The organism is Dinoroseobacter shibae DFL 12 = DSM 16493, from assembly GCF_000018145.1.
Classification (GTDB): domain Bacteria; phylum Pseudomonadota; class Alphaproteobacteria; order Rhodobacterales; family Rhodobacteraceae; genus Dinoroseobacter; species Dinoroseobacter shibae.
On sequence record NC_009952.1, the window covers coordinates 2,004,618 to 2,027,440 of the forward strand.

Below are 22,823 nucleotides of genomic sequence, written 5' to 3' on the forward strand. Positions count from 1 at the left end.
AATATTGCGGTATGGCACGCGTACTTGAGAGGGGACCTTGGTGTCCCGTCACCAAATCCCCAACGAGCTAAAGCTTGGGCGACTGGCAATGTGTTCTATGAAACACCCGACCACCCTTGCAGGCGATGTGGGTCGATTCGTAGAAAGCCCGGAGACGACATCTGCTACGACTGCGAAGAGCGGTATAGGGCCGACCAGCGAAGAAAATGATAAATGAAGTCGTCCAAGGGCGCGATGTCGTTGCAAAATCGTTGCAAAAGCAAAAACCGCCCCGGAGGGCGGCCTTGATACTCTCTTGTTGTAAAAGAGAGATTTGGCTCCGGCGGTAGGGATCGAACCTACGACCAATTGATTAACAGTCAACTGCTCTACCGCTGAGCTACGCCGGAACTGGCGTGCGATGTAGCAACTCGCTGCGAGGCTGTCCAGAGGGTGCAGGGAAAAACTGGCAACTATTTCTATACTGCACGGAACACGGTCTGCGATGTCAACGGGCCTTCGTGATCGGCCTCATTTCTTGATGCCATATCAATGAGATGCGCAAGGACGTTGCGCGCGGCGGCGGGCAGGAGGGGACGCGGGGTCTCGGTGTAGATCCGCGCCGCCAGCGCCGCGGCGGTGCCTGGCGCCTCGCCCAGGGCGGCACGGATCTGGGCGCTGCGCATCTGCCTGTGGGCGACCAGCTCGGCGATGCGAGCCCGCGGGTCGACAATCGGCGCACCGTGCCCGGCGTGGAAGGTCGCCTCCCTCCGCCGCGCAAGCAAGTCCAGCGACGCCATGAAGGCCGACAGATCGCCATCGGGCGGCGAGACCAGGGATGTCGACCAGCCCATCACGAGATCGCCGCAGAACAGCGCGTCCTGTTCGGGACAGGCGAAACTCAGGTGGTTGCCGAAATGTCCCGGCGTCCACAGCGCCTCCAGGGTCCAGTCGCCGCCGCCCACCCGGTCGCCATGGGCCATGCGGATGTCGGGCTCGAAGGCGTGGTCCACCCCTTCGCCGCCCTCCAATGCGCCGCCTTCTGCCAGCGCCGCCATGACCGGGCTGCGCCCCGCCGACGCATCGCCAAAGGCCAGCACCGGGGCCCCGCTGCGCGCGGCGAGTTCCCGGGCGCCGGGGCTGTGATCAAGATGGGCATGGGTGACAAACACATGGCTGACGACCTCTCCGGGATCGAGCAGCCCGAGGATCGTGTCGACCTGGTCGCCCCCGGCAGGCCCCGGGTCGATCACGGCCACGCGCCCGGTGCCCAGCACGAAGCTGTTCGTGCCCCAGTAGGTCATGGGCGACGGGTTCTCGGCGATCACCCGCCGCAGGCCGGGCGCCAGCGTGGCGATGCGCGGCGGACGTGGCGGCAGGTTCATCGCGTCCCCTTTCGCCCGGAGACGGCGCGGTCTAGGCTCTCGTCCATGTTCCGTTGGCTCAAGAATTCTCTTCCCCGGCGTCTCTACGCGCGCGCCGCCCTGATCCTCATCCTGCCGATTGTGACGATTCAATTGGTGGTGTCGATCACCTTTTTGCAGCGCCATTTCGAGGACGTGACCCGGCAGATGACGCGCTCGGTGGTGATCGAGGCGCGCCTGCTGCGCGAGACGATCGAAACCGAGGGCCTGCTGCGGGCGCAGCATCTGGCACGGGCGCTGCGGATTTCCCTGGCCCCGCTCGATGCGGCCCCGCCGGTGGAAAACCGGCGCCTGTTCTATGATGTCTCGGGCCGCACGGTGATCGAGGTTCTGCGCGGGGAGCTGGACGGGGTCGGTCTGCTGGATCTCGAGGATAACGACCGGGCGCTGCGGTTCAGCCTGGACACCGAGGTCCTGCCGGTGATGATCGAGCTGGACCGGCGTCGCGTGTCGGCCTCCAACCCGCATCAGCTGCTGGTGCTGATGATCCTTGTCGGGGTGCTGATGACGGTGGTGGCCTATATCTTCCTGCGCAACCAGTTGCGGCCGATTGCCCGGCTTTCCAAGGCTGCAGAGGCCTTCGGCAAGGGGCGCGTGGTGCCCTACAAGCCCTCGGGCGCACTGGAGGTCCGCGCCGCGGGCCATGCCTTCCTCGAAATGCGCGCCCGGATCGAGCGTCAGATCGAACAGCGCACCATGATGCTGTCGGGGGTGAGCCACGATCTGCGCACGCCGCTGACCCGGATGCAGCTGGAACTGTCGATGCTGCCCCCCTCGCCCGAGGTCGCCGCGCTGGAACAGGACGTGCAGGACATGTCGCGGCTGCTGACCACGTTTCTGGATTTCGCCCGGGCCGATGCGCTGGAGGATGCGAGGCTGGTCAACCCGCTCGACCTGGTCGAGGGGATCGTGGATCAGTACAAACGCACGGGCGGCAAGGTCAGCTTCACGCGGCCGGCCCTGCCCGAAGGCGCCCCCGAGCCGCAGGTATCCCTGCGCCCAATGGCGCTGGAGCGCGCGCTCGACAACCTGGTCGGCAATGCCCTGCGCTACGGCACCCATGCGCAGGTCTCGGTGGATCTCTTCCAGGCTGCGGTGCGGTTCTCGGTCGAGGATGACGGCCCGGGCATCCCGCCCGATCAGCGCGGCCAGGCGCTCAAACCCTTCGCGCGGCTCGATGCCGCCCGTAATCAGAACGCCGGGACCGGCGTCGGGCTCGGGCTGGCCATTGCCGCGGATGTCGCGCGCAGCCACGGGGGCGCGCTGCGGCTGGGTGTTTCGGACAAGCTCGGCGGTCTCAAGGCCGATCTTTTGATTGCACGGTAAAGCGCGCGTTGCGCGCGAAAACCTCTGCGATCTGCGCCCGCACCGCGCCGCCGGTCATGGTCCTGAGGTGGCGATAGGCGTCCGCCTTGGCGCGCCGTTCTGTGCCGCCGCATAACTCCGCACCCGCGTGGTAGTAGCCCAGGCGCGACAGGTTCCGCAGCGCGAATGCGAGTGTTCTGAGAAACCTCATTTCCCCCTCCATCTCGTCCACCTGCAGAATGGTAGGGCAGATTGTCGCAGATTCCATCCGAATTGCGCCGAACATCGGGCGTGCGCGCAGCCGGTGTCGCGCATTCTGGCGATCCGGCTGACGGTGGCGCGTGGGGACGCGTGCGACAGCTTCGGCAAGGATCTGGCCCGTTTCACAAGGCGTTATGCGGCAACCCCCCGGGACGGGCTGACGCCCGAAGACCGAAATCCTTGCGTCGGGCGCGCAGCTGCGCCTAATCTGCTCTTGGTTAACAAACTGTTTACAAGTTGAGGAGTTACGCCCTGCTACGCCACGCGATTTTCGGAGCCGTGACCCTCGCCGCCATGACCACCATGGGTCCGGCACAAACACAGACGGGACCAACAGAGACCGCGTCGGAGGTGCAAGGCTTGTCGGAGCAAGCCGCGTCCTTTCGCCGGGTGATTGCGGGTCTGGAAGGCGAAATCGCCGATCTCGAAGCCGCGCGCAGCCTGGCGCAGCAGGATCTGTCCGCGCTGCAAGGCAATGCAGACGACCTGCGATCCACTCTGGCCGAGATGCAGGCGCAAGCGGCGGACGCCCGACAACAGCTCGCGGACCTGGACGCGCAGGCAGCTGTCGCAGAGGCCGCGCTGTCCGATTTGCGCGCGCAGACGAACGCAGACCGCGCCACCCATGAAGGCGTGCTGTCGGACCTGGCGACCACGGAAGCCGCGCAGGCCCAACTGGCTCGCGAACTGGCCGATCTGCGGGCGACCCGCGCCGAAATGGAAAGCGCAATCGCCGACGCCAACACCGAGCTCGACGCGATAAAGGCCGAGTATCTGGCCACGGCAAATCTCGTCATTGCGGCGCAGGCCCAGCTCGACACGCTCACGGCACAGGCCGATGCACAACAAGCCGCCGCGCGAACAGCTTCACAGGACTTGCAAAGCGCACAGGCGCGCGCGGCAGAGGTCAAGGAGGCGCTCGCTCAGGCCGCGGCGCGGGAACAAGCCGCTCTCGCCGCGGCGCAGGCGGCCGAAGCCACGGCGCAGGACGCAGAGGCCCGTGCTGCAGAAGCGGTGCGCGCGCACGACGCCGCGCAAGCCCGGCTCGCGACCCTGCAGGCCACGCTTGACCTGACCGAGGACCGCCTTGGCACGACGACCGCCGCCCTTGCAGAGCGCGAAGCCGAGGAAACCGCCGCCCGCGCCACCCTCCGACAACTGACCACGGAGACATCCGAAGCAGAACAAGCCTTGGCCACCCTGACCGCGGACATCGCCGAATTGCGCGCGGAACGTGCCGCCCTCGCGGCTGCGCCCGCGCCGGAGCCGGTCGCCCCGGCCCGGACAGAACCGCCGACCACGGGTTCGGCGAACGCGGTTCTCGCGCGCGGTACTCCGAAACCGGTACAACGGGTCAACCTGGCGGTGGCCCAGGCCCCCGGCCTGGAGGCCGCGAGCCCCCAGGATTTGCAACGCCTGCGGACCCTTCTGACGGACGGGGTCTGCACCCATGACGCGCTTATTAGCGTGTTCACCACCGTGAACCGGCAGACCCTGGTCTCGCTGGTGCGGGATCTCGGTCGCTGCTGAGGCGCCATCGCCCCGGGCTATAAAAGGACACATCATGAGTATTTTGAAACGTCGCCTCTTCCAGATCTTCCGCGCCGGTCTCGCCCTGCTGCTCGGCTCCGGCGCGGTCGCCGCCCAGGAGTTCGAAAAGAACATCCTCACGGGCGGCCCCACCGGCACCTATATCCAGATCGGCCGCGACATCTCCAACCTGGTGGACCAATGCGGACAGACCCTCAACGTGGTTGAAAGCGCGGGCTCGCTGGAAAATTTCCTCGGCGTGCGGCAGCGGCGCGCCACCCAGTTCGGCATCGTGCAGAGCGACGTGCTGGAATACCTCAAGACCTATTCCGCCAGCGACCAGAACATCGCGCGCGCCATCGCCGGGGTACGCATCGCCTTCCCGCTCTACAACGAGGAGGTCCACCTGCTGGCCACGCGGGACATCACGACGCCTGCGGACCTCGCAGGCAAGCGCGTGGCCATCGGGGTTCGGGACAGCGGCACCTTCCTGACCGCGTCGCTCTTTCTCGACCTTCTCGAAGTTGACGCCGGAGAACTGCTGACCATCGGGCCGGACGCGGCCATGGCGCAACTCCTCGCGGGCGAGATCGACGCGTTCTTCTACGTCGCGGGGGCCCCAACGCGGCTGTTCTCGGAAACCGAGATCGATGCCAACCGGTTCCACCTCGTGCCGGTCGATGACCCCTTGCTGGAGGCGGTCTACCTGCCTTCCGAAATCCCCGCCGGAACCTATGCCTTCCAGGCCGAGCCGGTGCCCGTGGTCGCGGTCAAGGCGGTGCTGATGACTTACGAATACATCCCGCAGCGCAACGCCTATCACCGGGCGAGTTGCACCGCGGTGTCGGATGTCTCCAACCTCATCCTGAACGGGTTCGCCGAGTTGCAGGCCAGCGGCCATCCGAAATGGCAGCAGGTGGATCTCAACGACATCCCCCCCGGATGGGATGTCTCCTCCTGCGTCAATGACGGTCTGGTGGCGACATACCAGCCCAACTGCACCCGGGCGCGCCCCGCCATGACCTCACCCGAAAGCGCGGCCAACGAAGCTTACCGGAACCGGATCTGCGCGGTCATCGGCTGCTGAGCGAAACCGGGCCGCGCGCCGGGACCGGTCTAATCCCCTGCCCCGGCGATGGGCTGCCACGCGGTCTCGGCCCCCCCGTCGGTCCGCACCCGCCATTGCGCCGTACCCTCCGGGACAGAAACGGCAACCGCGCTCAGGCGGGTCTCGGCAAAGGCGATGGCCGTGCCGTCGGTATCAGCGAGCTCCAGAATGAAATGCGCGCCCACGCCCTGCCAGACAAACTCGCCCGGCGCACCAGCCACCACCGCGGACCCCAGTGGCACCACGCTTTGCACGGCGGGCACCACATCGGCAGCGCGGCTGTCCTCGGCCAGAATGCGCGCGGGCTCCTCGGCAACCGCGTACCAGCGCGCCGCCATATCCGGTGCGAACGGCACCCCGTCCCCGGTCTCGTAAAGCTGCGCCAGAAAGGATGCCGCGCGGGTGTGCCCCCGCAGGGCCGCGCGCGAGTAGTTCACGGCAACCTCGGCAGGGTCGTCGCTCTCCAGCGCGGCGAGAAAGAAGGTCGTTGCCTCCGCTGCATCCAGCTTTTGCGGCTGCAGGCGCACCGGATCGGGCGCCTTCGGGTCCGGCATCGTGTTCGACACGGTCTGCGCCGCCGCGAAGGCATCGTCGGCGATCTTCTCGCTGACCGCCAGGGTCGCCAGCGCCGCCTCCGCGGCCTCAGCCTCGGATTGTAACCGGGCGAGCCGGGCCTGCTCTGCGTCGATCTGCGTGCGCATGACGTCAAGCTCCGCGTCGGTCTCCATCCGAACGGACTGCGCCTCGGACACCGCCTCCTCCACGGTCGCAAGCTCGCGTGTCCGCGCATCCAGCCGCGCAGCGATCTCGGCCAGCTCCGCCTCCGCGGAGGCAGCGGCGTCCTGCAAGGCCTGCAGCCTCTGTTCCGCCTCCGCGACAGCGGCCTGCGCCTCCGCGGCTTCGGCACTTGTCCCCGCATCCCGCGCCAGATCCTGCGCGATCCAGGTGGCGTCAGGAGCCGGCAACACCTCGCCACTGCGCGGGTCCTCACCCGTGACGGCGCCGTCTCTCAAGACCGGGAACACATCCAGACTGTAGAGGATAGCCGCGCCGCCCACCAAGGCCGCCGCGACCAGCGCCCCCGTGACCACGCGCCGGGAACTGACCGGCCGCACCTCCGCTCCGACCTTGGACGGCAGCGCTCCGGCCCCGGGCGCTTCCGGCATCGACGCCTCAGGCAACGCCGCCGCCTGGTCCGGGCGCGCGGCCGCGGGCTTGCGCGGCGCGGCGGACCTCTGGGTGCTGGTCTTCAGGGTCTCGATCAGCGCGCGTTCCAGCCGCATGCCTTGCGAGGCACTGACCTCGATCTCCGGCCCGCCCCGGCCCTTGGGCGCTTGCGCTGGACGCGCGGACGACGGTCCACCGGCACGGCCCGTCGCAGCCTGCGCCTCGGGCGCGCGCGGCGGTTTCGCCACTGCCCCTGCTGCCCCGGGAAAGCTCATCGCACCGCTTGCCAGCGAGACATCGCGCAGAATCTCGCGCACGAGATCCGCCTCGATGACGCGTTTGTCTTCCTGCGCCGCCGTGAGCAGGACCAGATCACACGCCTTGTTGATAAGCCGCGGAACACCCTCGGCGTGGCGGTGGATCACCGCGACAGCCTCCGGGGTGAACAGATCAGGCCCCACATGACCCGCCCGCGCCAGCCTACCGGAGACATAGGCAGCGGCCTCGTCCTTGGACACCGGCCGCAGCCTGAGCGGCGGGCGCAGCTCCGCCTCGAACGGCTCCAGCGCCGGGGACGCCAGGCGCGCCTCCAGCGCCCCCAGCCCCACCAGCAGCAGCCGACAGCGCACGGCGCCCTCCGTATCCCGCACCAATGACAGCAGCGCGCTCGCCGCCGCGTCCGACAGGGATTGCGCCTCGTCCACGATCAGCACGGTGGCGCAGCCCCCATCCGTCCCATCGGCCAGAAGCGCCTCGAGACGGGCGCGCGCCGCCTCGGCAGAGCCGTCGAGGGCCTGCCCCTCGAGGCTGCGCAGGGCATGCGCGATCGCCTCCTCCGCCGTGTTCAGCTGGACGGAGATCAACCCGACACGCCCCCCCTGCTCGGCGATCAGGCGCTCCTGCAGGGCATGGGCCAGCGTGCTCTTGCCCAGACCGATATCGCCCAACAGGATCGACACCGGCGGCGCCTCCGGGCGCGTGTCCAGAACCGCATCGAGAACCGACTGGTGCTGTGCGGACCAGATCAGGAACGCCGGGTCCGGCGAGGTCGCAAACGGGCGCTTGCGCAGGTTGAAATGCTCCAGATACATGACCGATTGTCGCCAATTCCCCCCAGCTCTTTAACATCATTCGCTTTTTTTCGGGCTGTGTAAACAACCGCCCCCGGCGCGACCGGCTCAGAAGAAGCTCTGCGGGTCGATGTCCACCGCCAGGCGCAGGTTCGGCCCGGTCTTGACCTGTCCCACCCAGCGCGCCAACGCATCCTGCAACGCCACCCCTTTTGGGGCCGTCACCAGCAGCCTCACCCGGTGCCGGCCGCGAATGCGCGCGATGGGCGCCGGTGCGGGGCCGTAGACCGTCGCCCCCACCGCCGAGAGCGGCGCGTGGTTGCGCGCCAGCGCATTGCCCAGGTCGAACACCTCCTGCAAGTCAGGGGAACTCAGGATGATCCCCGCCATCCGGCCATAGGGCGGCATCCCCGCCGCATGACGCTCACCGGCCTCGGCGCGCCAGAACGCCTCTTCGTCGCCGGTCAGGATCGCGCGGATCACCGGGTGGTCCGGCTGGTAGGTCTGCAACAGCGCCTCGCCCCGCTTTTCCGCCCGCCCGGCGCGCCCCGCCACCTGCCGCATCAGCTGGAATGTCCGCTCCGCCGCGCGCAGGTCCGAGCCCTGCAGCCCGAGATCGGCGTCGATCACCCCGACCAGCGTCAGCAGCGGGAAATTGTGCCCCTTGGCCACCAGCTGCGTGCCGATGATGATGTCCGCCGCCCCCTCGGCGATCTCGACGATCTGGGCCTTGAGCGCGCGCGCCGAGCCGAACAGGTCCGACGACAGCACCGCGATCCGGGCGTCGGGAAACGCCTCCGCCGCTTCCTCGGCGAGCCGCTCCACACCCGGGCCGACCGCCGCCAGCTTGCCCTCGGCCTCGCAGGACGGGCAGGCTTCGGGGATGGCACGGGTCGCGCCGCACTGGTGGCACATCAGCCGCTTCTGAAACCGGTGCTCCACCATGCGCGCGTCGCAGGTCTCGCAGCCGATCTGGTGCCCACAGGCCCGGCACAAGGTGACGGGCGCATAGCCGCGCCGGTTCAGGAACAGCAGCGATTGCTCCCCCGCCTCCAGCCGTGCAGTGACCGCACGTTTCAGGCTGGGCGACAGCCACCGCCCGAAGGGCACCTCTTCGGCGCGCATGTCGATCGCGGCCATCTCGGGCAGCTCCGCCGCCCCGAAACGCGCTCCCAGATCGACGCGCAGGTACTTGCCCGCCTCCGCATTGGCCCAGGATTCCAGGCTCGGCGTGGCCGAGGCCAGCACCACCTGCGCCGAGGCCAGCGAGGCGCGCAACACCGCCATGTCGCGGGCGTTGTAAAGCACGCCCTCCTCCTGCTTGTAGGAGGTGTCGTGTTCCTCATCGACCACGATCAGGCCCAGATCCTGAAACGGCAGAAACAGGGCCGAACGCGCGCCCACCACGAACCGCGCGCCGCCCTCGGCCACCATCCGCCAGCAGCGCCGCCGCTCGGTCATGGTCACGCCCGAATGCCACTCGGCGGGCCGCGCGCCGAACCGCGCCTCCACCCGCGTCAGGAACTCCGCGCTCAGCGCGATCTCCGGCAGCAGCACCAACGCCTGCCGCCCCTTGGCCAGACAGGCCGCGACCGCCTCCAGGTAGACCTCGGTCTTGCCCGACCCGGTCACCCCCTTGAGCAGCGTGGTGCCGTAAGCCTCCGCCTCGATCCCGTGGAGAAGATGCCCCGCCGCGGCCTCCTGCTCGGGGGTCAGCGGCTTGCCGGGCCGCGCGGGGTCCAGCGGCGGATAGGGCAGGTCGCGGGGTGTGTCCTGCTCGTGGATCGCACCGGCGGCCACCAGCCCCTTGATCACCGAGGCACTGACGCCCGCGGCCTCGACCAGCTCGGCTTGCGTGACCGGCGCACCGCCATAGGCGGCCAGCGCGTCCATCACCCGCATCCGCGCCTCGGTCATGCGCGCAGGCTCCCCCTCGCCCGCCACCAGCACCTTGCGCATCGACGGTGCGTCGCCCAGCCCCGGCGCGCGCGTGGCCAGCCGCAGCATCGCCGGCATCGGCGTCAGGGTGTAGCGCGCCGCCCGGGTCAGGAACGCGCGCATCTCGTCGCGCATGGGCGGGGTGTCCAGCACCCGCAGCACGCGGCGCAGCTTGGCCGGGTCCCAGTCGCCCTGCCCCGGCCCCCAGACCACGCCGACGACCTTGCGCGGGCCCAGCGGCACCTCGACGAAATCGCCCTGCACGCAGCCCCCCTCCGGGGCCTTGTAGTCCAGCGTCCGGTCCAGCGGCTGCGTGGTCAGAACCGCCACAAGATCGCCCGCCTCAAACCGCACGCCGCCCCCCTTTCGCGCATCCCGCACCTGCGTTATGAGAGCGGTAACACAACCGCAAGCCCGAGGGACCCGAGCACATGAAGTTTTTCGTCGATACCGCAGATGTGGCCGCCATTGCCGAACTCAATGACCTCGGGATGGTGGACGGGGTGACCACGAACCCGTCGCTGATCCTGAAATCCGGCCGCGACATCACCGAAGTCACCAAGGAGATCTGCGAGCTGGTCGATGGACCCGTCAGCGCCGAAGTGGTCGCCACCCAGGCCGACGCCATGATCGCCGAGGGCCGCAAGCTGGCCGAGATCGCCGAGAACATCACCGTCAAGCTGCCGCTGACCTGGGACGGGCTGAAGGCCTGCAAGACGCTCACGGACGAGGGCAAGATGGTCAACGTCACCCTTTGCTTCTCGGCCAACCAGGCGCTGCTGGCGGCCAAGGCGGGTGCGAGCTTCATCTCGCCCTTCATCGGGCGGCTCGACGATCTGAACGTCGACGGGATGGAACTGATCGAAGACATCCGCACGATCTACGACAATTACGGCTACGAGACCGAGATCCTCGCCGCCTCGATCCGCACGGTCAACCACATGAAGGAGGCCGCCCTGATTGGCGCCGACGTCGCCACCGCCCCGCCGGGCGTGATCAAGCAGATGGCGAACCACGTGCTGACCGACAAGGGACTGGCGGCTTTCCTGTCCGATTGGGAAAAGACTGGTCAGAAGATTCTCTAATCGTGTAACCTGCGGTCCATAACAGCCAGAGCAGGCTATAAAGAGGATCGCAGGCCCATGACAGACCCCGCGCTGAAGCGCCATGATCTCAAGGAACGGATCATGGCCGAACCGGACGTGATCCTGGAGGATCCCGACCTGATGCGGGCGCTTCTGTCGGCGGACGCGCAGCGGATGGGCGACAATATCGTCGATCTGCGCGGGCTCGCCATGGACCGGCTGCAAGCCCGGCTGGGCCGGCTCGAGGACACCCATCGTAGCGTGATCGCGGCGGCCTACGAGAACCTCGCCGGCACCAACCAGGTCCACCGCGCGGTGCTCAGCCTGCTGGAGCCCCATGATTTCGCGGCCTTCATGCACAATCTCGGGGGCGAGGTCGCGTCGCTGTTGCAGGTGGACGCGATCCGGCTGGTGCTGGAGACCGACGAGGCCACGCCCGACCCCGCGCTCGCTGCTCTCGACGAGGTGCTGAGCATCGTGCCCCGGGGCCGGATCGACACGCTGATCGGCACCCCCAACGGCCTGCCCGCGCGCAAGGTGACGCTGCAGGCGGTGCAGAAACACACCGCCCCGATCTATGGCGAGGCCGCGCCCTATATCGCGTCCGAGGCGCTTCTGCGGCTGGAGTTCGGCGAGGCCCGCCTGCCCGGCCTCATGGCCCTGGGGGCCGAAGACGCCAGCCAGTTCACCCCGAACCAGGGCACCGACCTTCTGTCCTTCTTCGCCAAGGTCGTCGAACGCGCCATCCTGCGCTGGATCGTCTGAGCCGTGGCGCACGCAGCCCTCAGCCCGGCCTGCGCGGACCAGCTGGAGACCTGGCTGACCCATCTGCGCGCGCTGGACGACTCACCGGCCAGCACGCTCAGCGCCTATCAACGCGACGTGGCCGGGTTCCTGGGGTTTCTCGCGCGCCATGACGGCGGGCTGGCCAGCCCCGCGCGGCTGCGCAGGATCACCCAGTCCGACATGCGCGCCTGGATGGCGGCGGAGCGGCGGCGCGGGCTCGGCGCGCGCTCGCTGGCCCGCGCGCTCTCGGCGGTGAAGTCGTTTTTCCGCTGGGTGGGCGAACGCGACGGGTTCGAACCCACCGCGGTGCTGGCTGCGCGCAGCCCGAAATACCAGCGCAAGCTGCCCCGCCCCCTGGCCGAGGACGCAGCCCTCGAGATGATCGCCCAGGTGGAGCTGCAAGCCGCCGACAGCTGGATCGCCGCCCGCGACGTGGCGGTGGTCACCCTGCTCTATGGCTGCGGGCTGCGAATCTCCGAGGCGCTGGGGCTCACCGGGGCCGCCGCGCCCCTGCCCGAGGTGCTGACCATCCGCGGCAAGGGCGACAAGGAACGGATCGTGCCGGTCCTGCCCGCCGCCCGCACCGCTGTCGACACCTATCTGCGCCTCTCCCCCCATCCGCTGGAAAAGGACGGGCCGCTCTTTCGCGGCAAACGTGGCGGGCAGCTGAACCCGCGTGTGATCGCCAAGGTGATGGAACAGGCCCGGATGCAGCTCGGCCTGCCCTCGAGTGCCACGCCCCACGCCATGCGCCATTCCTTCGCCACGCACCTTCTGGCCGCGGGCGGCGATCTGCGCGCGATCCAGGAATTGCTGGGCCATGCCTCGCTCTCGACCACCCAGGCCTATACGGCGGTGGACGCCACCCGGCTGCTGGAGGTCTACAACGCCGCCCATCCCAAGGCCTGAGCCCCGCTCGCCCGGTGTCTCAGACCCGCATCAGCACCACGCCGGTCACGATCAGCCCGGCCGCCAGCAGCTTCATCCGGTCCATCCGCTCGCCGAAGACCAGCCAACCGATCAGCACCGCGAACAGGATCGAGGTCTCGCGCAGCGCCGCGACCAATGCGATGGGCGCCCGGGTCATTCCCCAGACCGCGATCGCATAGGCCCCGTAAGAGGCCAGCGCCGCCACCCCGCCCTTCAGCCAGTCCTGCCGCCCCGGCCCCGCCAGCAGCGACCGGCCCCGCAACGCCAGCACCACGGGGGCGAAAAACACCGCGTCCAGCACGAAAAGCCACGCGACATACCCCACCGCATCCCCGGAGACCCGCGCGCCCATCCCGTCCACAAGGGAATACCCCGCCGTGGCCAGGGCCGATCCCAGCGCGAAAGGCAAGAGCGCGCGGTTCTCGCCAAGGCTGAAGATGCCCCGCGCCATCAGCAGGATCCCGCATCCCAGCACCACGACCGCCGCCGCCTCGAGGCCGGTGATCACATCGCTCAGCGCGACAGCCCCGATCCCCAGCACCAGCACCGGCGCCGCGCCGCGTGCGATTGGATAAACCCGGCTCAGATCCCCCCGCTCATAGGCAGAGGCCAGCGCCAGCTTGTAGAGGCTGTGAAACACCCCCGAGGCCAGCAGCCAGCCCCAGACCTCCGGGCCTGGCAGGGGACGCGTCAGGGCAATCGCCAGCCCCAAGCCGCCTTGCACCAGCGTCATGATCAGCATCACGGCGATCTTGTCGCCGCCGGTCTTGATCACCGCATTCCACGCCGCGTGCAGGAAGGCGGCGACCAGAACGGCAAGAAAGACATCGAGGGGCATGGGGGGATCCGGACCGGGTGACGGACCCTGCTAGCACGCAGGCCCGCGCCCGCAAAGCGGTCTCAGCCGCGCGGCAGGCCCAGCCGGATCGGTCCCCGGGCGGTTGCCGGATCGACCGGACGCCCGCGCTGGAAGCCCTGCAGATGCCCCTCGGCCTGCAGCCGCGCGGCCTCTGCCCGGATCTCGGGCATCAACGCGCGCCAGTCGGCGGCAAGACCGCGCGCGACCTCCGACGGGCAGAAGGTCTTGCCCGGCCCGCGCCGCGCCGCCAGCGCCAGCAGGGCCGCCCGGATATCGGCGCGGCCCGGGCTCACCCGGCGGCGGCGCGCTTGTCCTCGGTCATGGTGTCGAAATCCGCCGCCGAATGCCGCTCATGCAGCTGCATCGCCGGGTCCCCGAAGGTGCGGTTGACCATCCGCCCCCGCTGCACCGCCGGGCGCGCATCGATCCGCTGAGCCCAGTCCAGCACATGGGTATAGCTGGTCACATCCAGGAACTCCGCCGCCTCGTAAAGCCGCCCCAGCACCAGCTGCCCGTACCAGGCCCAGATCGCCATGTCCGCGATGGTATAGACCCCGCCGGCCATCCAGTCGCGCTCCGCCAGATGCCGGTCCAGCACGTCGAGCTGGCGCTTGGTCTCCATGGCGAAGCGGTTGATCGGATATTCCATCTTCTCCGGCGCATAGGCATAGAAATGCCCGAACCCGCCGCCGAGGTAAGGCGCGCTGCCCATCTGCCAGAACAGCCATGAGAGCATCTCCGCCCGCGCCTCGGGCCCGGTCAGAAACGCGCCGAACTTCTCCGCCAGATGCAGCAGGATCGCACCGGATTCGAACACCCGCACGGGTGTCTCCCCGGTCCGGTCCATCAACGCCGGGATCTTGGAATTCGGATTGACCTCGACAAAACCCGACCCGAACTGGTCGCCATCGTTGATCCGGATGAGCCAGGCGTCATATTCCGCCCCCGTGTGCCCCGCGGCGAGCAATTCCTCCAGCAGCACGGTCACCTTCACCCCGTTCGGCGTCGCCAGGGAATAAAGCTGCAAGCCATGCTCCCCCACGGGCAACGCCTTGTCATGGGTCGGCCCCGCGACCGGACGGTTGATGCTGGCGAACTTGCCACCGGACTCGGTCTCCCAGGTCCAGACGGCGGGCGGGGTATAGGTGGGTTCAGTCATGTTCAGGGCCTTCTCTCTCTGCGGGCGAATGTAGCGCCCAAACCGCTTCGGCCCACTCCCCTGCAGGAGCGGGCCATCGGCTGTGGCAGTTCCTCGCGCCTAGGCGTCCAACGCGTCGTTGCAACGCGCGCAGGTGCCCGGATGGGCATGGGTGCCCACATCGGGCAGGATCTTCCAGCAGCGCTGGCATTTCTCCCCCTCGGCGCGGGCAAAGACCATGCCGACCCCGGGCACATCCGGCAGGGTGAAGGCCCCCTCGGGCACCGGATCGGTGGACACCGTCAGCTGCGAGACGATGCAGGTATCGGCAAAAAGCTCCGGATCGATCATCCCAGCCACATGGGCCGGCACATGGACGGTCGGCGCCGCCTCCAGCGAAGCGCCAATGGTCTTGGCCTGCCGTTCCAGCTCCAGCCCGCCAGTCACCACCCGGCGCACGCCCCGGATCACCTCCCAGCGGCCCACGGCCTCCGGGTGGCGCCAGTCCGGGCGCGGCGCGGGGAAGTCCTGCAGGTGGATCGAGCTGTCGGGCCCGGGGAACCGCTCCAGCCAGACCTCCTCACAGGTGAACACAAGGATCGGCGCGAGCCAGGCGGTGAGCCGGTGGAAGATCGCATCCATCACCGTCAGCGCCGCGCGCCGCCGCAGGCTGTCGGGCTTATCACAATAGAGCGCATCCTTGCGAATGTCGAAATACTGCGCCGAGAGGGTCACCGTCGCGAAGTGGAAGACCGACTGGAACACCCCCTGGAAATCATAGGCCGCGTAGCCCGCGCGCACCCGCTCGTCGAGGTCGGCCATCATGTGCAGGATCACCCGCTCCATCTCCGGCATCTGCTCGGGCGCCACCCGGTCGGCCTCTTCGAACGCGCTCAGCGCCCCCAGAAGGTAGCGCATGGTGTTGCGCAGCCGCCGGTAGCTGTCGGCGACGTTCTTGAGGATCTCGTCCCCGATCCGCAGGTCGACCGTGTAATCCGACTGCGCCACCCAGAGCCGCAGGATGTCCGCGCCGTATTGCTGCACGACCTTCTCGGGCGCGACGGTGTTGCCGACGGATTTGGACATCTTGTTGCCCTTGGCATCCAGGGTGAAGCCGTGGGTCAGCACCCCGCGATAGGGCGCGCGCCCCATGGTCCCGCAGGCCTGCAGCATCGAGGAATGGAACCAGCCGCGATGCTGGTCCGTCCCTTCGAGGTAGAGATCGGCCAGACCGTCCTCGGACCCGTCTTCGCGGTCGCGCAGCACGAAGGCATGGGTGGATCCTGAATCGAACCACACATCCAGGATGTCGAAGACCTGCTCATAGGCCTCCGGGTCATGCTCGTTGCCCAGGAACCGTGCCTTGGCGCCCTCGGCATACCAGGAATCCGCGCCTTCATTTTCGAACGCCTCGACGATCCGTGCATTCACCGCCGGATCGCGAAGAAGATAATCGGGATCAGCAGGTTGCGCACCCTTCTTCACAAAGCAGGTGAGCGGCACACCCCAGGCCCGCTGACGGCTGAGCACCCAGTCGGGCCGTGCCTCGATCATCGAATAGAGCCGGTTGCGCCCGGTCTGCGGCGTCCAGGTCACCAGCTGGTCAATCGAGGTCAGCGCGCGCTGGCGGATCGTCTCGCCATAGGTGTCGTTGCCGTCGCCCACGGGCTTGTCGATGGCCGCGAACCATTGCGGGCGGTTGAGCCGGATCACCGGCGCCTTGGAGCGCCAGGAATGCGCGTCCGAGATCGTGATCCGCTGGCGCGCCAGCAACCGGTCCAGCTCCACCAGCTTGGCGATCACCGCCTTGTTGGCCCCGCCGGGCTTGCCGTTGGGCTTGAGGATGCATTCGCCGCCGAAGAACGGCAGATCGGCGCGATAACTGCTGTCATCCAGCACGTTATAGGTCATCGGCAACCCGTGCTTGACTCCGATGGCGTAGTCGTCATCGCCATGGCTGGGCGCGGTATGCACGAAGCCGGTCCCGGCATCGTCGGTCACATGGTCCCCGGCCAGAAGCGGCACGTCGAAATCCCACTCGCCCCCGGCCCCCTCGGCCCCGGCGAAGGGATGGGCACAGGTCACGCGGCTCAACTCCCCGGCGGTGACATCGCGCCGCCGGGTGAACCCTTCGACCCGCGCCTGGGTCAGCGCGGCCTCGGCCAGCGCGTCGGCCATGATGTAGGTATCGCCCACGGACGCCCAGCACTCCTCCGGCGTCGCCGTGATCTCGTACAGACCATAGGAAATCCCCTCCCCGAAGCAGATCGCGCGGTTCTGCGGGATGGTCCAGGGGGTGGTGGTCCAGATGATGACCGCCGACTCCTCCAACTGCTCGGCCAGCAATTGCGCGCCCGCCCCCATATGGTCGTCCGGCTCGTCCACCGGGCTCTCGCCCACGCGCGCCTTGGTGATCGGGAACTTCACCCAGATCGCGTCGGTCTGCCGGTCATGGTATTCGACCTCCGCCTCGGCCAGCGCGGTCTTCTCCACCGGCGACCACATCACCGGCTTGGAGCCCTGGTAGAGCGTGCCGGTCATCAGGAATTTCATGAATTCCTCGGCGATCACCCGCTCGGCGTGGAAGTCCATGGTCAGGTACGGCTTTTCCCAGTTGCCGGTCACGCCGAGGCGCTTGAACTCCTCGCGCTGCACATCGACCCAGCCCTCGGCGAAGGTGCGGCATTCCTGGCGGAAGTCGATCACGGGGATCTCGTCCTTGTCGCGGCCCTTGGCGCGGTATTTCTCCTCGATCTTCCACTCGATCGGCAGGCCGTGGCAGTCCCAGCCGGGGATGTACCGCGCGTCGCGGCCCATCATCTGCTGGGACCGAACCACCATGTCCTTGAGGATCTTGTTCAGCGCGTGGCCGATATGCAGGTTCCCGTTGGCATAGGGAGGCCCGTCATGGAGCGTGAAGGCAGGCCGCGTCTCGGCCTTCGCCTTCTCGCGCAAGCGGTCGTAGATCCCCATCTCCTCCCACCGGGCGAGCCATTCGGGCTCCCGCTTGGGCAGGCCCGCGCGCATCGGGAAATCGGTCTTCGGCAGGTTCAGCGTGTCTTTGTACTGGTTCGCAGTCGGCGTGTCGGCGCACATGTCCGGGCATCCTGTATGGTCATGTCGGTCAAAAAAGGAGGGCGGCGCGGGTTTCCAGACGCCTTGTCCCGGCAGCTCGGATCAGGCGAGCGCCGGGCGGCTAATTCGGGGAATGGGTGCCAAAAGCCATGTCATGCGGGCGTTATAGGCCCCTTGCCCAAGGGCCACAATCGCAACCTGTCTTCGGGAAACAATCGAGCGCCCGGATCCAATTCATTCACACATTAAATCAATCCAAGAAAAATTTATGAAAAGTTACGATAAATTTGTGCTGTCGGGCGGCCCGGCCCATTGCCACCGCTCATCGCTCCGTTACGTTCGCGAGCATGTAACGAATTCGGGAGGACGTACATGCGTATCACATCCATTCTGCTCGGCACTGCCACAGCACTTGCCCTGGGCACCGCTGCGCACGCCAGCACGCTGGACATTCCGTTCAGCATCGGGTCGGGGAACTCGAACGAGCAGTTCACCATCGACCGCAACAACGACGCGGGCAACGATATCGAGATCGGCATCAAGGCCAAGAACCGCTTTGTCGGAGACATCACGCCCGTGGGCAATGTCTACAACACCCAAGCCGGCGAAAGCGATCCGGGCCTCGCGATCTGGAACATCGACTGGTCGGTGGATCTGGGCGCGGGCAAGACGATCGACGACTATGACGTCTACCTCACCGTGGATTTCAACACCGCGGCCGGCAACAGCGATGTGAGCACCTTCCTGCTCGACGGCACACCCTTCCTCGAAGCGGGCCAGCAGATCAACCAGCAGTCGCAGAACCTCGGCTTCGGGTTCTGGGCCGTCTTGCCGAACTACCAGCCCTTCGACCCCTTCGCGCCGGGCGAGTACGAGATCGGGCTGACGGTGTTCGACCAGGGGGCCACCACAGGGGCTTTGGCCAGAGCACAGGCCTTTGTCAACGTCGCTCCGATCCCGCTGCCGCCGTCGCTGGCCCTTGGGGCGCTTGGCCTCGGCGCCTTGGCCTTCGCTGGCCGCCGCGCCCGCCGCAAGCCCGCCTGACCGATCCCAAACGCGCCCCGGGCCTCGCTCAGGGCGCGTTCACATGCTCCCACACCTTCGAGATCACGACCGAGCCTTCGCCGACCCCGGAGGCCACGCGCTTGACCGACCCCGCGCGCACATCGCCCACGGCGAAGATCCCCGGGCAGGAGGTCTCGTAGGTCGACCGCCCCCCGACCTCCGGCCCGGTATGCACGAACCCCTTGTCGTCCAGCGTCACCAACCCGTCGAGCCAGCCCGTGTTCGGCGCGGCCCCCACCATGACGAACACCGCCCCCGTGCGCAGGGTCCAGTCCTGTCCCATCACGCCGTCGCGGATCGTCGCCTCCTCCAGCCGGTCGGTGCCGTGCAGGCCGGTGACCTGGGTGCGCCGGTGCAGGGTGATCGCCGGGTCCCGGTCCAGCCGCTCCGACAGGTAGGAGGACATGGACGCCGCCAGACCGTCGCCCCGGATCAGCACATGCACATGGCGCGCGCTGCGCGACAGGAACATCGCCGCCTGCCCCGCCGAGTTGCCCCCGCCGATCACCACCACATCCGTGTTCCGGCAATAGCGCGCCTCCACATCCGTGGCGGCGTAGTACACGCCCGCCCCCTCGAACTCCTCCAGCCGGGGAATGGGCAGCTTGCGGTACTGCACGCCCGTGGCAATCACGATCGCCCTGGTGCGGACCTCCTCGCCGTCATCCAGCGTCACGCAAAACCCGCCCGCGGCCAGCGGCGCCACATGGACCGCCCGGCGCGGCACGGCAAAGCGCGTGCCGAATTTCATCGCCTGCACCTCGCCGCGCCAGCACAGGTCCGCGCCCGAGATGCCCGTGGGGAACCCCATGTAGTTCTCGATCCGGCTGGAGGTGCCCGCCTGCCCGCCGATGGTCAGATCCTCCACCACGAGCGCGCTCAGCCCCTCGGCCCCGGCATAGACCGCCGCCGCGATCCCCGCCGGGCCGCCGCCGACGATCAGCACGTCGAACACATGATCGGCCCCGAGGGCCATGTCGATGCCCAGCAACCGCGCGATCTTGCGCGGGCTGGGGTCCTCCACCACCGTGTCCGTGCCGAAGATCACCGCCGGATGCCGCGGCAGCAGCGCGCAGGCCTGGGCGATATCCTCGGCTTCGTGATCGTCGAGATCGAGACTGCGATAAGGGATGCGGTTGCGGCTGGCAAAGGCCGCGATCTGCCGGATCTGCCGGTCCCTGTCCGCGCCCAGCAGGGTCAGCGCCGCCTGCTGGCTCTCCAGAAGCCGCCGTCGCCGCGCGGCGAACACGGTCACGATGATGTCGCTCATCTCCGGCACGTCCGCCATCAGCCGCAGCATCGCATCCCGCGGCACCTCCAGCAGAACGCTGTCGGTGCAGGCCCGGCTGGCCAGCATCACCTTGCCATCGTTGAGAAAACTGATCTCGCCCACGAACTGCCCGGGGCCCAGGCTCGCCCCGCCATAGCGCCCGCCCGTGACCGGATCAACCGCCTCCAACTCCCCTTCCAGCACGTATTGGAACCGGTCCTGGGCCGCACCCAGGGCGGTTACCGCAGCCCCCGCGGCATAGGCGCGCTCGACCCCGATCCGGCGCATCGCCGCCACATGGGCCTCGGTCAGGGGGGTGCGCACCATGGTCCGCAGGTCGGGGGCAAGGGTGTCCATGGGGTCTCCGCCGTTATGTGTCTTTCGAGGAAAATAGACCGCCCAACGCCTGTTTCACCAGCCGCGTGACCGACGGTTTGCGTTTGGGCCCGAAGGGCAGCGGGCGGCACACTTCCAGCGCCGCGACCCCGACCCGGGCGGTCAGCGCGCCATTGACCACGCCCTCGCCGAACCGGCGGGACACTTTCGACAGAACGCTGCCCCCGGCGACGGACCCGATCAGGTCGTCGCCCACCGCCACCGCCCCCGTGGCCACCAGATGGGTCAGCACCGAGCGCGTCAGCCGCCAGCTGCCCAGCGTGCCCGCGCGCCCGCCATAGATCTCGGCGATCCGCCGGATCATCCGCAGGTTCGAGGTCAGCGCCGCCACCACATCGGCCAACGCCAGCGGCACCAGCGCCGTGACCGTGGCGACCTGGCGGGTGGCGGCGGCGATCTCGGCCTCCGCGCGCAGGTCCAGCGGGGCCAGCAATTCGCGCTCCAGCAGGGCAAAGACCGCGTCCGGCTCGAACTGGTCCTTGACCGCCCGGTCCAGCGTGGCGCGCGGCGCCTGCAATTCCGGCCGGTCCGCGTAAAGCGCGGCGATGCGCCCCGCCACCGCCCTGGCCTCGGGCAGGCTGCCGCCCGACAGGGCCGCATCGGCCTGCAACCGGATCGCGTCGAGCTTGCCCAGGCGCCTGTAGGCCAGCCATTCCCGCAGAGCGATGAGCAGCGCGCTGAGCAGCACGAGCGTCAGCAAGCCCCCCGCCACCGCCCCCAGAATGGGGGTCGCGCTCAGCAGGCCGGTGACGAAATCGGTCGCCGCCACCCCGGCCATGAACAGCAACAGCGCCAAGGCCGAGGACAAAAACAGTTGCACCAGCCGCGAGGGCCGCCGCGCCGCCAGCCGGGCGGCGGTCTGCATCGCCTGGCCCTGGGGCAGCACACCGGGCAGGTCGGGCACCGGCGGGGCGGTCGCCGGGCTCTCCTCCGCCCCTTGCGGGGCGTCTTCGAGGTCGATCACCACCGACGATTTGCGTGTGTCGGTCATCTCAAACGGTCCCCCAACAGAAACTCCGCCGCCCGGTCGAGCCGGATATGGGGCGGCCCCTCCCCCGGCGCGAGGCTGATCCTGGCGGGCGCGAACCGCATGGCCGCGTAGTCCCCGTCGAGCCAGCTGGTCTCTCCGTCCCGCGCGGGCCCCAGCACCTGGTTGGGGTCCTTGGGCAACTCGCCGGCGAAGAACGCCGCCTGCTTGCCCGTCTCCAGCAGCGTGCCCCGCACCAGGTCGAGGCTCCGGCCCTCATGGACGCGGGTCTCCTCCACCGTGGTGCGCAGGGCGGCGATGGACATGGCCCCGGTCTCGGCCCCGGCGAAATCCGCCCGGCGGCGCGCATCGCGCACCAGCGCCTCCATGATCGCGGTCAGTTGCGGGTGCTGGCTGTGATGCAGGTGGTCGGCCTTGGTGGCGGCAAACAGGATGCGCTCCACCCGTCGGCCCAGAACGGCACTCAGCCAGCTGTTCGCGCCGGGACGGAACGCGCTCAGGATGTCCTGCATCGTGGCGCGCAGGTCTTCCACCGCGCCGGGCCCCGCATGGAGCGCGCCAAGCGCGTCGATCAATACGATCTGCCGATCGATCCGGGAAAAATGGTCGCGAAAGAAGGGCTTGGCCACCTCGCGCTTGTAGGCCTCGAACCGCCGCTCGAACTCCCGCCCGAGCGCGCCGCGCGGGTATGGCCCCGGCGGCAAGGGCGCGAAGGTCAGCACCGGCGATCCCTCCAGCTCCCCGGGCAGGATGAAGCGCCCCGGGGTGCAGTCCGAATACCCCGCCGCCCGCGCGGCGTGGAGCGCTTGGGTGTAGGCCCGCGCCAGCGCCTGCGCGTCCGGCTCGGCCAGTTTGGCGGCGGGATCGGCGGCCTCAAGCGCGGCCAGAAACGCCTCCGCCCCGGGCCGGGTCCGTAGCCGCACAAGTATGTCCGCCGACCATTCGGCATAGGTTTTGTCCAACAGGGCAAGGTCGAGAAGCCATTCGCCGGGGTAGTCCACGATGTCGAGATGCACCGTCCGGGGCCGCGACAGCGCGCCCAGAAACCCCTGAGGCTGCACCCGCAGGGAGACTCGCAACTCCGAGATCGCGCGGGTGCTTTCGGGCCAGGTGGGGTTGCGCCCGGTCATCTGCGCCAGCGAGGTCTCGAAATCGAACCGCGGCACCGTGTCGTCGGGCTGGGGCTGCAGATAGGCGGATTGCAGCGCGCCGGTGGCGGCCGCCTGGAATTGCGGCATCCGGCCCCGGTCCAGCAAATTGGCCACCAGCGAGGTGATGAACACGGTCTTGCCCGACCGGCTCAGGCCCGTCACGCCGAGCCGGATCACCGGCTCGAAAAACGTCTCGGAGACCGCGCTGCCCAGGCCTGTGACCCCGCGCTCGATCGTGTCGGTCAGTGTGGAGAAAACCAAATCCGTGTCCTTCGTGCTCGGCCTCTACATAGAGGCT

18 protein-coding genes and 1 tRNA gene are annotated in these 22,823 nt (G+C 68.4%); 7 read left to right on the plus strand and 12 right to left on the minus strand.

Features of this window, described 5'->3' with window-relative positions:
- Positions 1 to 314 precede the first annotated feature (314 nt).
- Positions 315 to 389: transfer RNA gene (locus DSHI_RS09785), tRNA-Asn, on the minus strand.
- Between the two features lie 69 nt (positions 390 to 458).
- Positions 459 to 1,364 carry an MBL fold metallo-hydrolase gene (locus DSHI_RS09790; RefSeq protein WP_012178590.1) on the minus strand — a complete coding sequence of 302 codons (906 nt, stop codon included), beginning with the start codon at positions 1,362 to 1,364 and terminating at the stop codon, positions 459 to 461.
- 45 nt (positions 1,365 to 1,409) lie between these two features.
- Between DSHI_RS09790 and DSHI_RS09795 the strand changes: the two genes are divergently transcribed.
- Positions 1,410 to 2,729: an ATP-binding protein gene (locus tag DSHI_RS09795; RefSeq protein ID WP_012178591.1), complete on the plus strand. Its 1,320-nt coding sequence runs from the start codon at positions 1,410 to 1,412 to the stop codon at positions 2,727 to 2,729.
- Here the strand turns inward: DSHI_RS09795 and DSHI_RS09800 are convergent.
- A complete protein-coding gene (locus tag DSHI_RS09800) occupies positions 2,701 to 2,919 on the minus strand; it encodes a hypothetical protein (protein ID WP_157865311.1) in 219 nt (72 codons plus the stop codon). The genes DSHI_RS09795 and DSHI_RS09800 overlap by 29 nt on opposite strands.
- 410 nt (positions 2,920 to 3,329) lie before the next feature.
- Between DSHI_RS09800 and DSHI_RS09805 the strand changes: the two genes are divergently transcribed.
- On the plus strand, positions 3,330 to 4,499 hold the full coding sequence (locus tag DSHI_RS09805; protein ID WP_157865312.1) for a coiled-coil domain-containing protein: 1,170 nt from the start codon (positions 3,330 to 3,332) through the stop codon (positions 4,497 to 4,499).
- A gap of 34 nt (positions 4,500 to 4,533) precedes the next feature.
- Positions 4,534 to 5,586 (plus strand): TAXI family TRAP transporter solute-binding subunit, encoded by a 1,053-nt coding sequence (locus DSHI_RS09810; protein ID WP_012178594.1) that lies wholly within the window; start codon positions 4,534 to 4,536, stop codon positions 5,584 to 5,586.
- A gap of 29 nt (positions 5,587 to 5,615) precedes the next feature.
- On the opposite strand, the gene DSHI_RS09815 is transcribed toward DSHI_RS09810, so the two are convergent.
- The gene (locus DSHI_RS09815) at positions 5,616 to 7,865 is read right to left on the minus strand and encodes an ExeA family protein (protein ID WP_012178595.1); all 2,250 of its coding nucleotides are present in this window, start codon (positions 7,863 to 7,865) and stop codon (positions 5,616 to 5,618) included.
- A gap of 87 nt (positions 7,866 to 7,952) precedes the next feature.
- The gene (locus DSHI_RS09820) at positions 7,953 to 10,136 is read right to left on the minus strand and encodes a primosomal protein N' (protein WP_012178596.1); all 2,184 of its coding nucleotides are present in this window, start codon (positions 10,134 to 10,136) and stop codon (positions 7,953 to 7,955) included.
- Between the two features lie 77 nt (positions 10,137 to 10,213).
- On the opposite strand from DSHI_RS09820, the gene fsa reads away from it, so the two are divergent.
- Genes fsa through DSHI_RS09835 form a run of 3 tightly spaced genes read left to right on the plus strand, consistent with a single transcriptional unit; the run spans position 10,214 to position 12,562 of the window.
- A complete protein-coding gene (fsa, locus tag DSHI_RS09825; RefSeq protein ID WP_012178597.1) occupies positions 10,214 to 10,867 on the plus strand; it encodes a fructose-6-phosphate aldolase in 654 nt (217 codons plus the stop codon).
- Positions 10,868 to 10,924: 57 nt separating this feature from the next.
- Positions 10,925 to 11,632 carry a DUF484 family protein gene (locus DSHI_RS09830; RefSeq protein WP_012178598.1) on the plus strand — a complete coding sequence of 236 codons (708 nt, stop codon included), beginning with the start codon at positions 10,925 to 10,927 and terminating at the stop codon, positions 11,630 to 11,632.
- A gap of 3 nt (positions 11,633 to 11,635) precedes the next feature.
- Positions 11,636 to 12,562 carry a tyrosine recombinase XerC gene (locus DSHI_RS09835; protein ID WP_012178599.1) on the plus strand — a complete coding sequence of 309 codons (927 nt, stop codon included), beginning with the start codon at positions 11,636 to 11,638 and terminating at the stop codon, positions 12,560 to 12,562.
- 19 nt (positions 12,563 to 12,581) lie between these two features.
- On the opposite strand, the gene DSHI_RS09840 is transcribed toward DSHI_RS09835, so the two are convergent.
- From DSHI_RS09840 to ileS, 4 genes are all read right to left on the minus strand, one after another.
- Positions 12,582 to 13,421, minus strand: a complete 840-nt coding sequence (locus tag DSHI_RS09840; protein ID WP_012178600.1) for a DMT family transporter — start codon at positions 13,419 to 13,421, stop codon at positions 12,582 to 12,584.
- A gap of 62 nt (positions 13,422 to 13,483) precedes the next feature.
- Entirely contained in the window at positions 13,484 to 13,735 is a 252-nt protein-coding gene (locus DSHI_RS09845; RefSeq protein ID WP_012178601.1) for a DUF3253 domain-containing protein, read from the minus strand.
- Positions 13,732 to 14,601 carry a glutathione-dependent disulfide-bond oxidoreductase gene (gene yghU / locus DSHI_RS09850; protein ID WP_012178602.1) on the minus strand — a complete coding sequence of 290 codons (870 nt, stop codon included), beginning with the start codon at positions 14,599 to 14,601 and terminating at the stop codon, positions 13,732 to 13,734. The genes DSHI_RS09845 and yghU overlap by 4 nt, the downstream gene beginning before the upstream one ends.
- Before the next feature lie 99 nt (positions 14,602 to 14,700).
- On the minus strand, positions 14,701 to 17,676 hold the full coding sequence (gene ileS / locus DSHI_RS09855; RefSeq protein WP_012178603.1) for an isoleucine--tRNA ligase: 2,976 nt from the start codon (positions 17,674 to 17,676) through the stop codon (positions 14,701 to 14,703).
- A 351-nt stretch (positions 17,677 to 18,027) separates the two neighbouring features.
- Between ileS and DSHI_RS09860 the strand changes: the two genes are divergently transcribed.
- The gene (locus DSHI_RS09860) at positions 18,028 to 18,699 is read left to right on the plus strand and encodes a hypothetical protein (protein ID WP_012178604.1); all 672 of its coding nucleotides are present in this window, start codon (positions 18,028 to 18,030) and stop codon (positions 18,697 to 18,699) included.
- A gap of 28 nt (positions 18,700 to 18,727) precedes the next feature.
- Here DSHI_RS09860 and DSHI_RS09865 read toward each other — a convergent pair whose 3' ends face one another.
- Genes DSHI_RS09865 through DSHI_RS09875 form a run of 3 tightly spaced genes read right to left on the minus strand, consistent with a single transcriptional unit; the run spans position 18,728 to position 22,786 of the window.
- Positions 18,728 to 20,347, minus strand: a complete 1,620-nt coding sequence (locus DSHI_RS09865; RefSeq protein ID WP_012178605.1) for an FAD-dependent oxidoreductase — start codon at positions 20,345 to 20,347, stop codon at positions 18,728 to 18,730.
- Positions 20,348 to 20,360: 13 nt separating this feature from the next.
- Positions 20,361 to 21,377, minus strand: a complete 1,017-nt coding sequence (locus DSHI_RS09870; protein ID WP_012178606.1) for a YcjF family protein — start codon at positions 21,375 to 21,377, stop codon at positions 20,361 to 20,363.
- Positions 21,374 to 22,786, minus strand: coding sequence for a YcjX family GTP-binding protein (locus DSHI_RS09875; protein ID WP_012178607.1), 1,413 nt, complete (start codon positions 22,784 to 22,786; stop codon positions 21,374 to 21,376). The genes DSHI_RS09870 and DSHI_RS09875 overlap by 4 nt, the downstream gene beginning before the upstream one ends.
- Between the last annotated feature and the right edge of the window lie 37 nt (positions 22,787 to 22,823).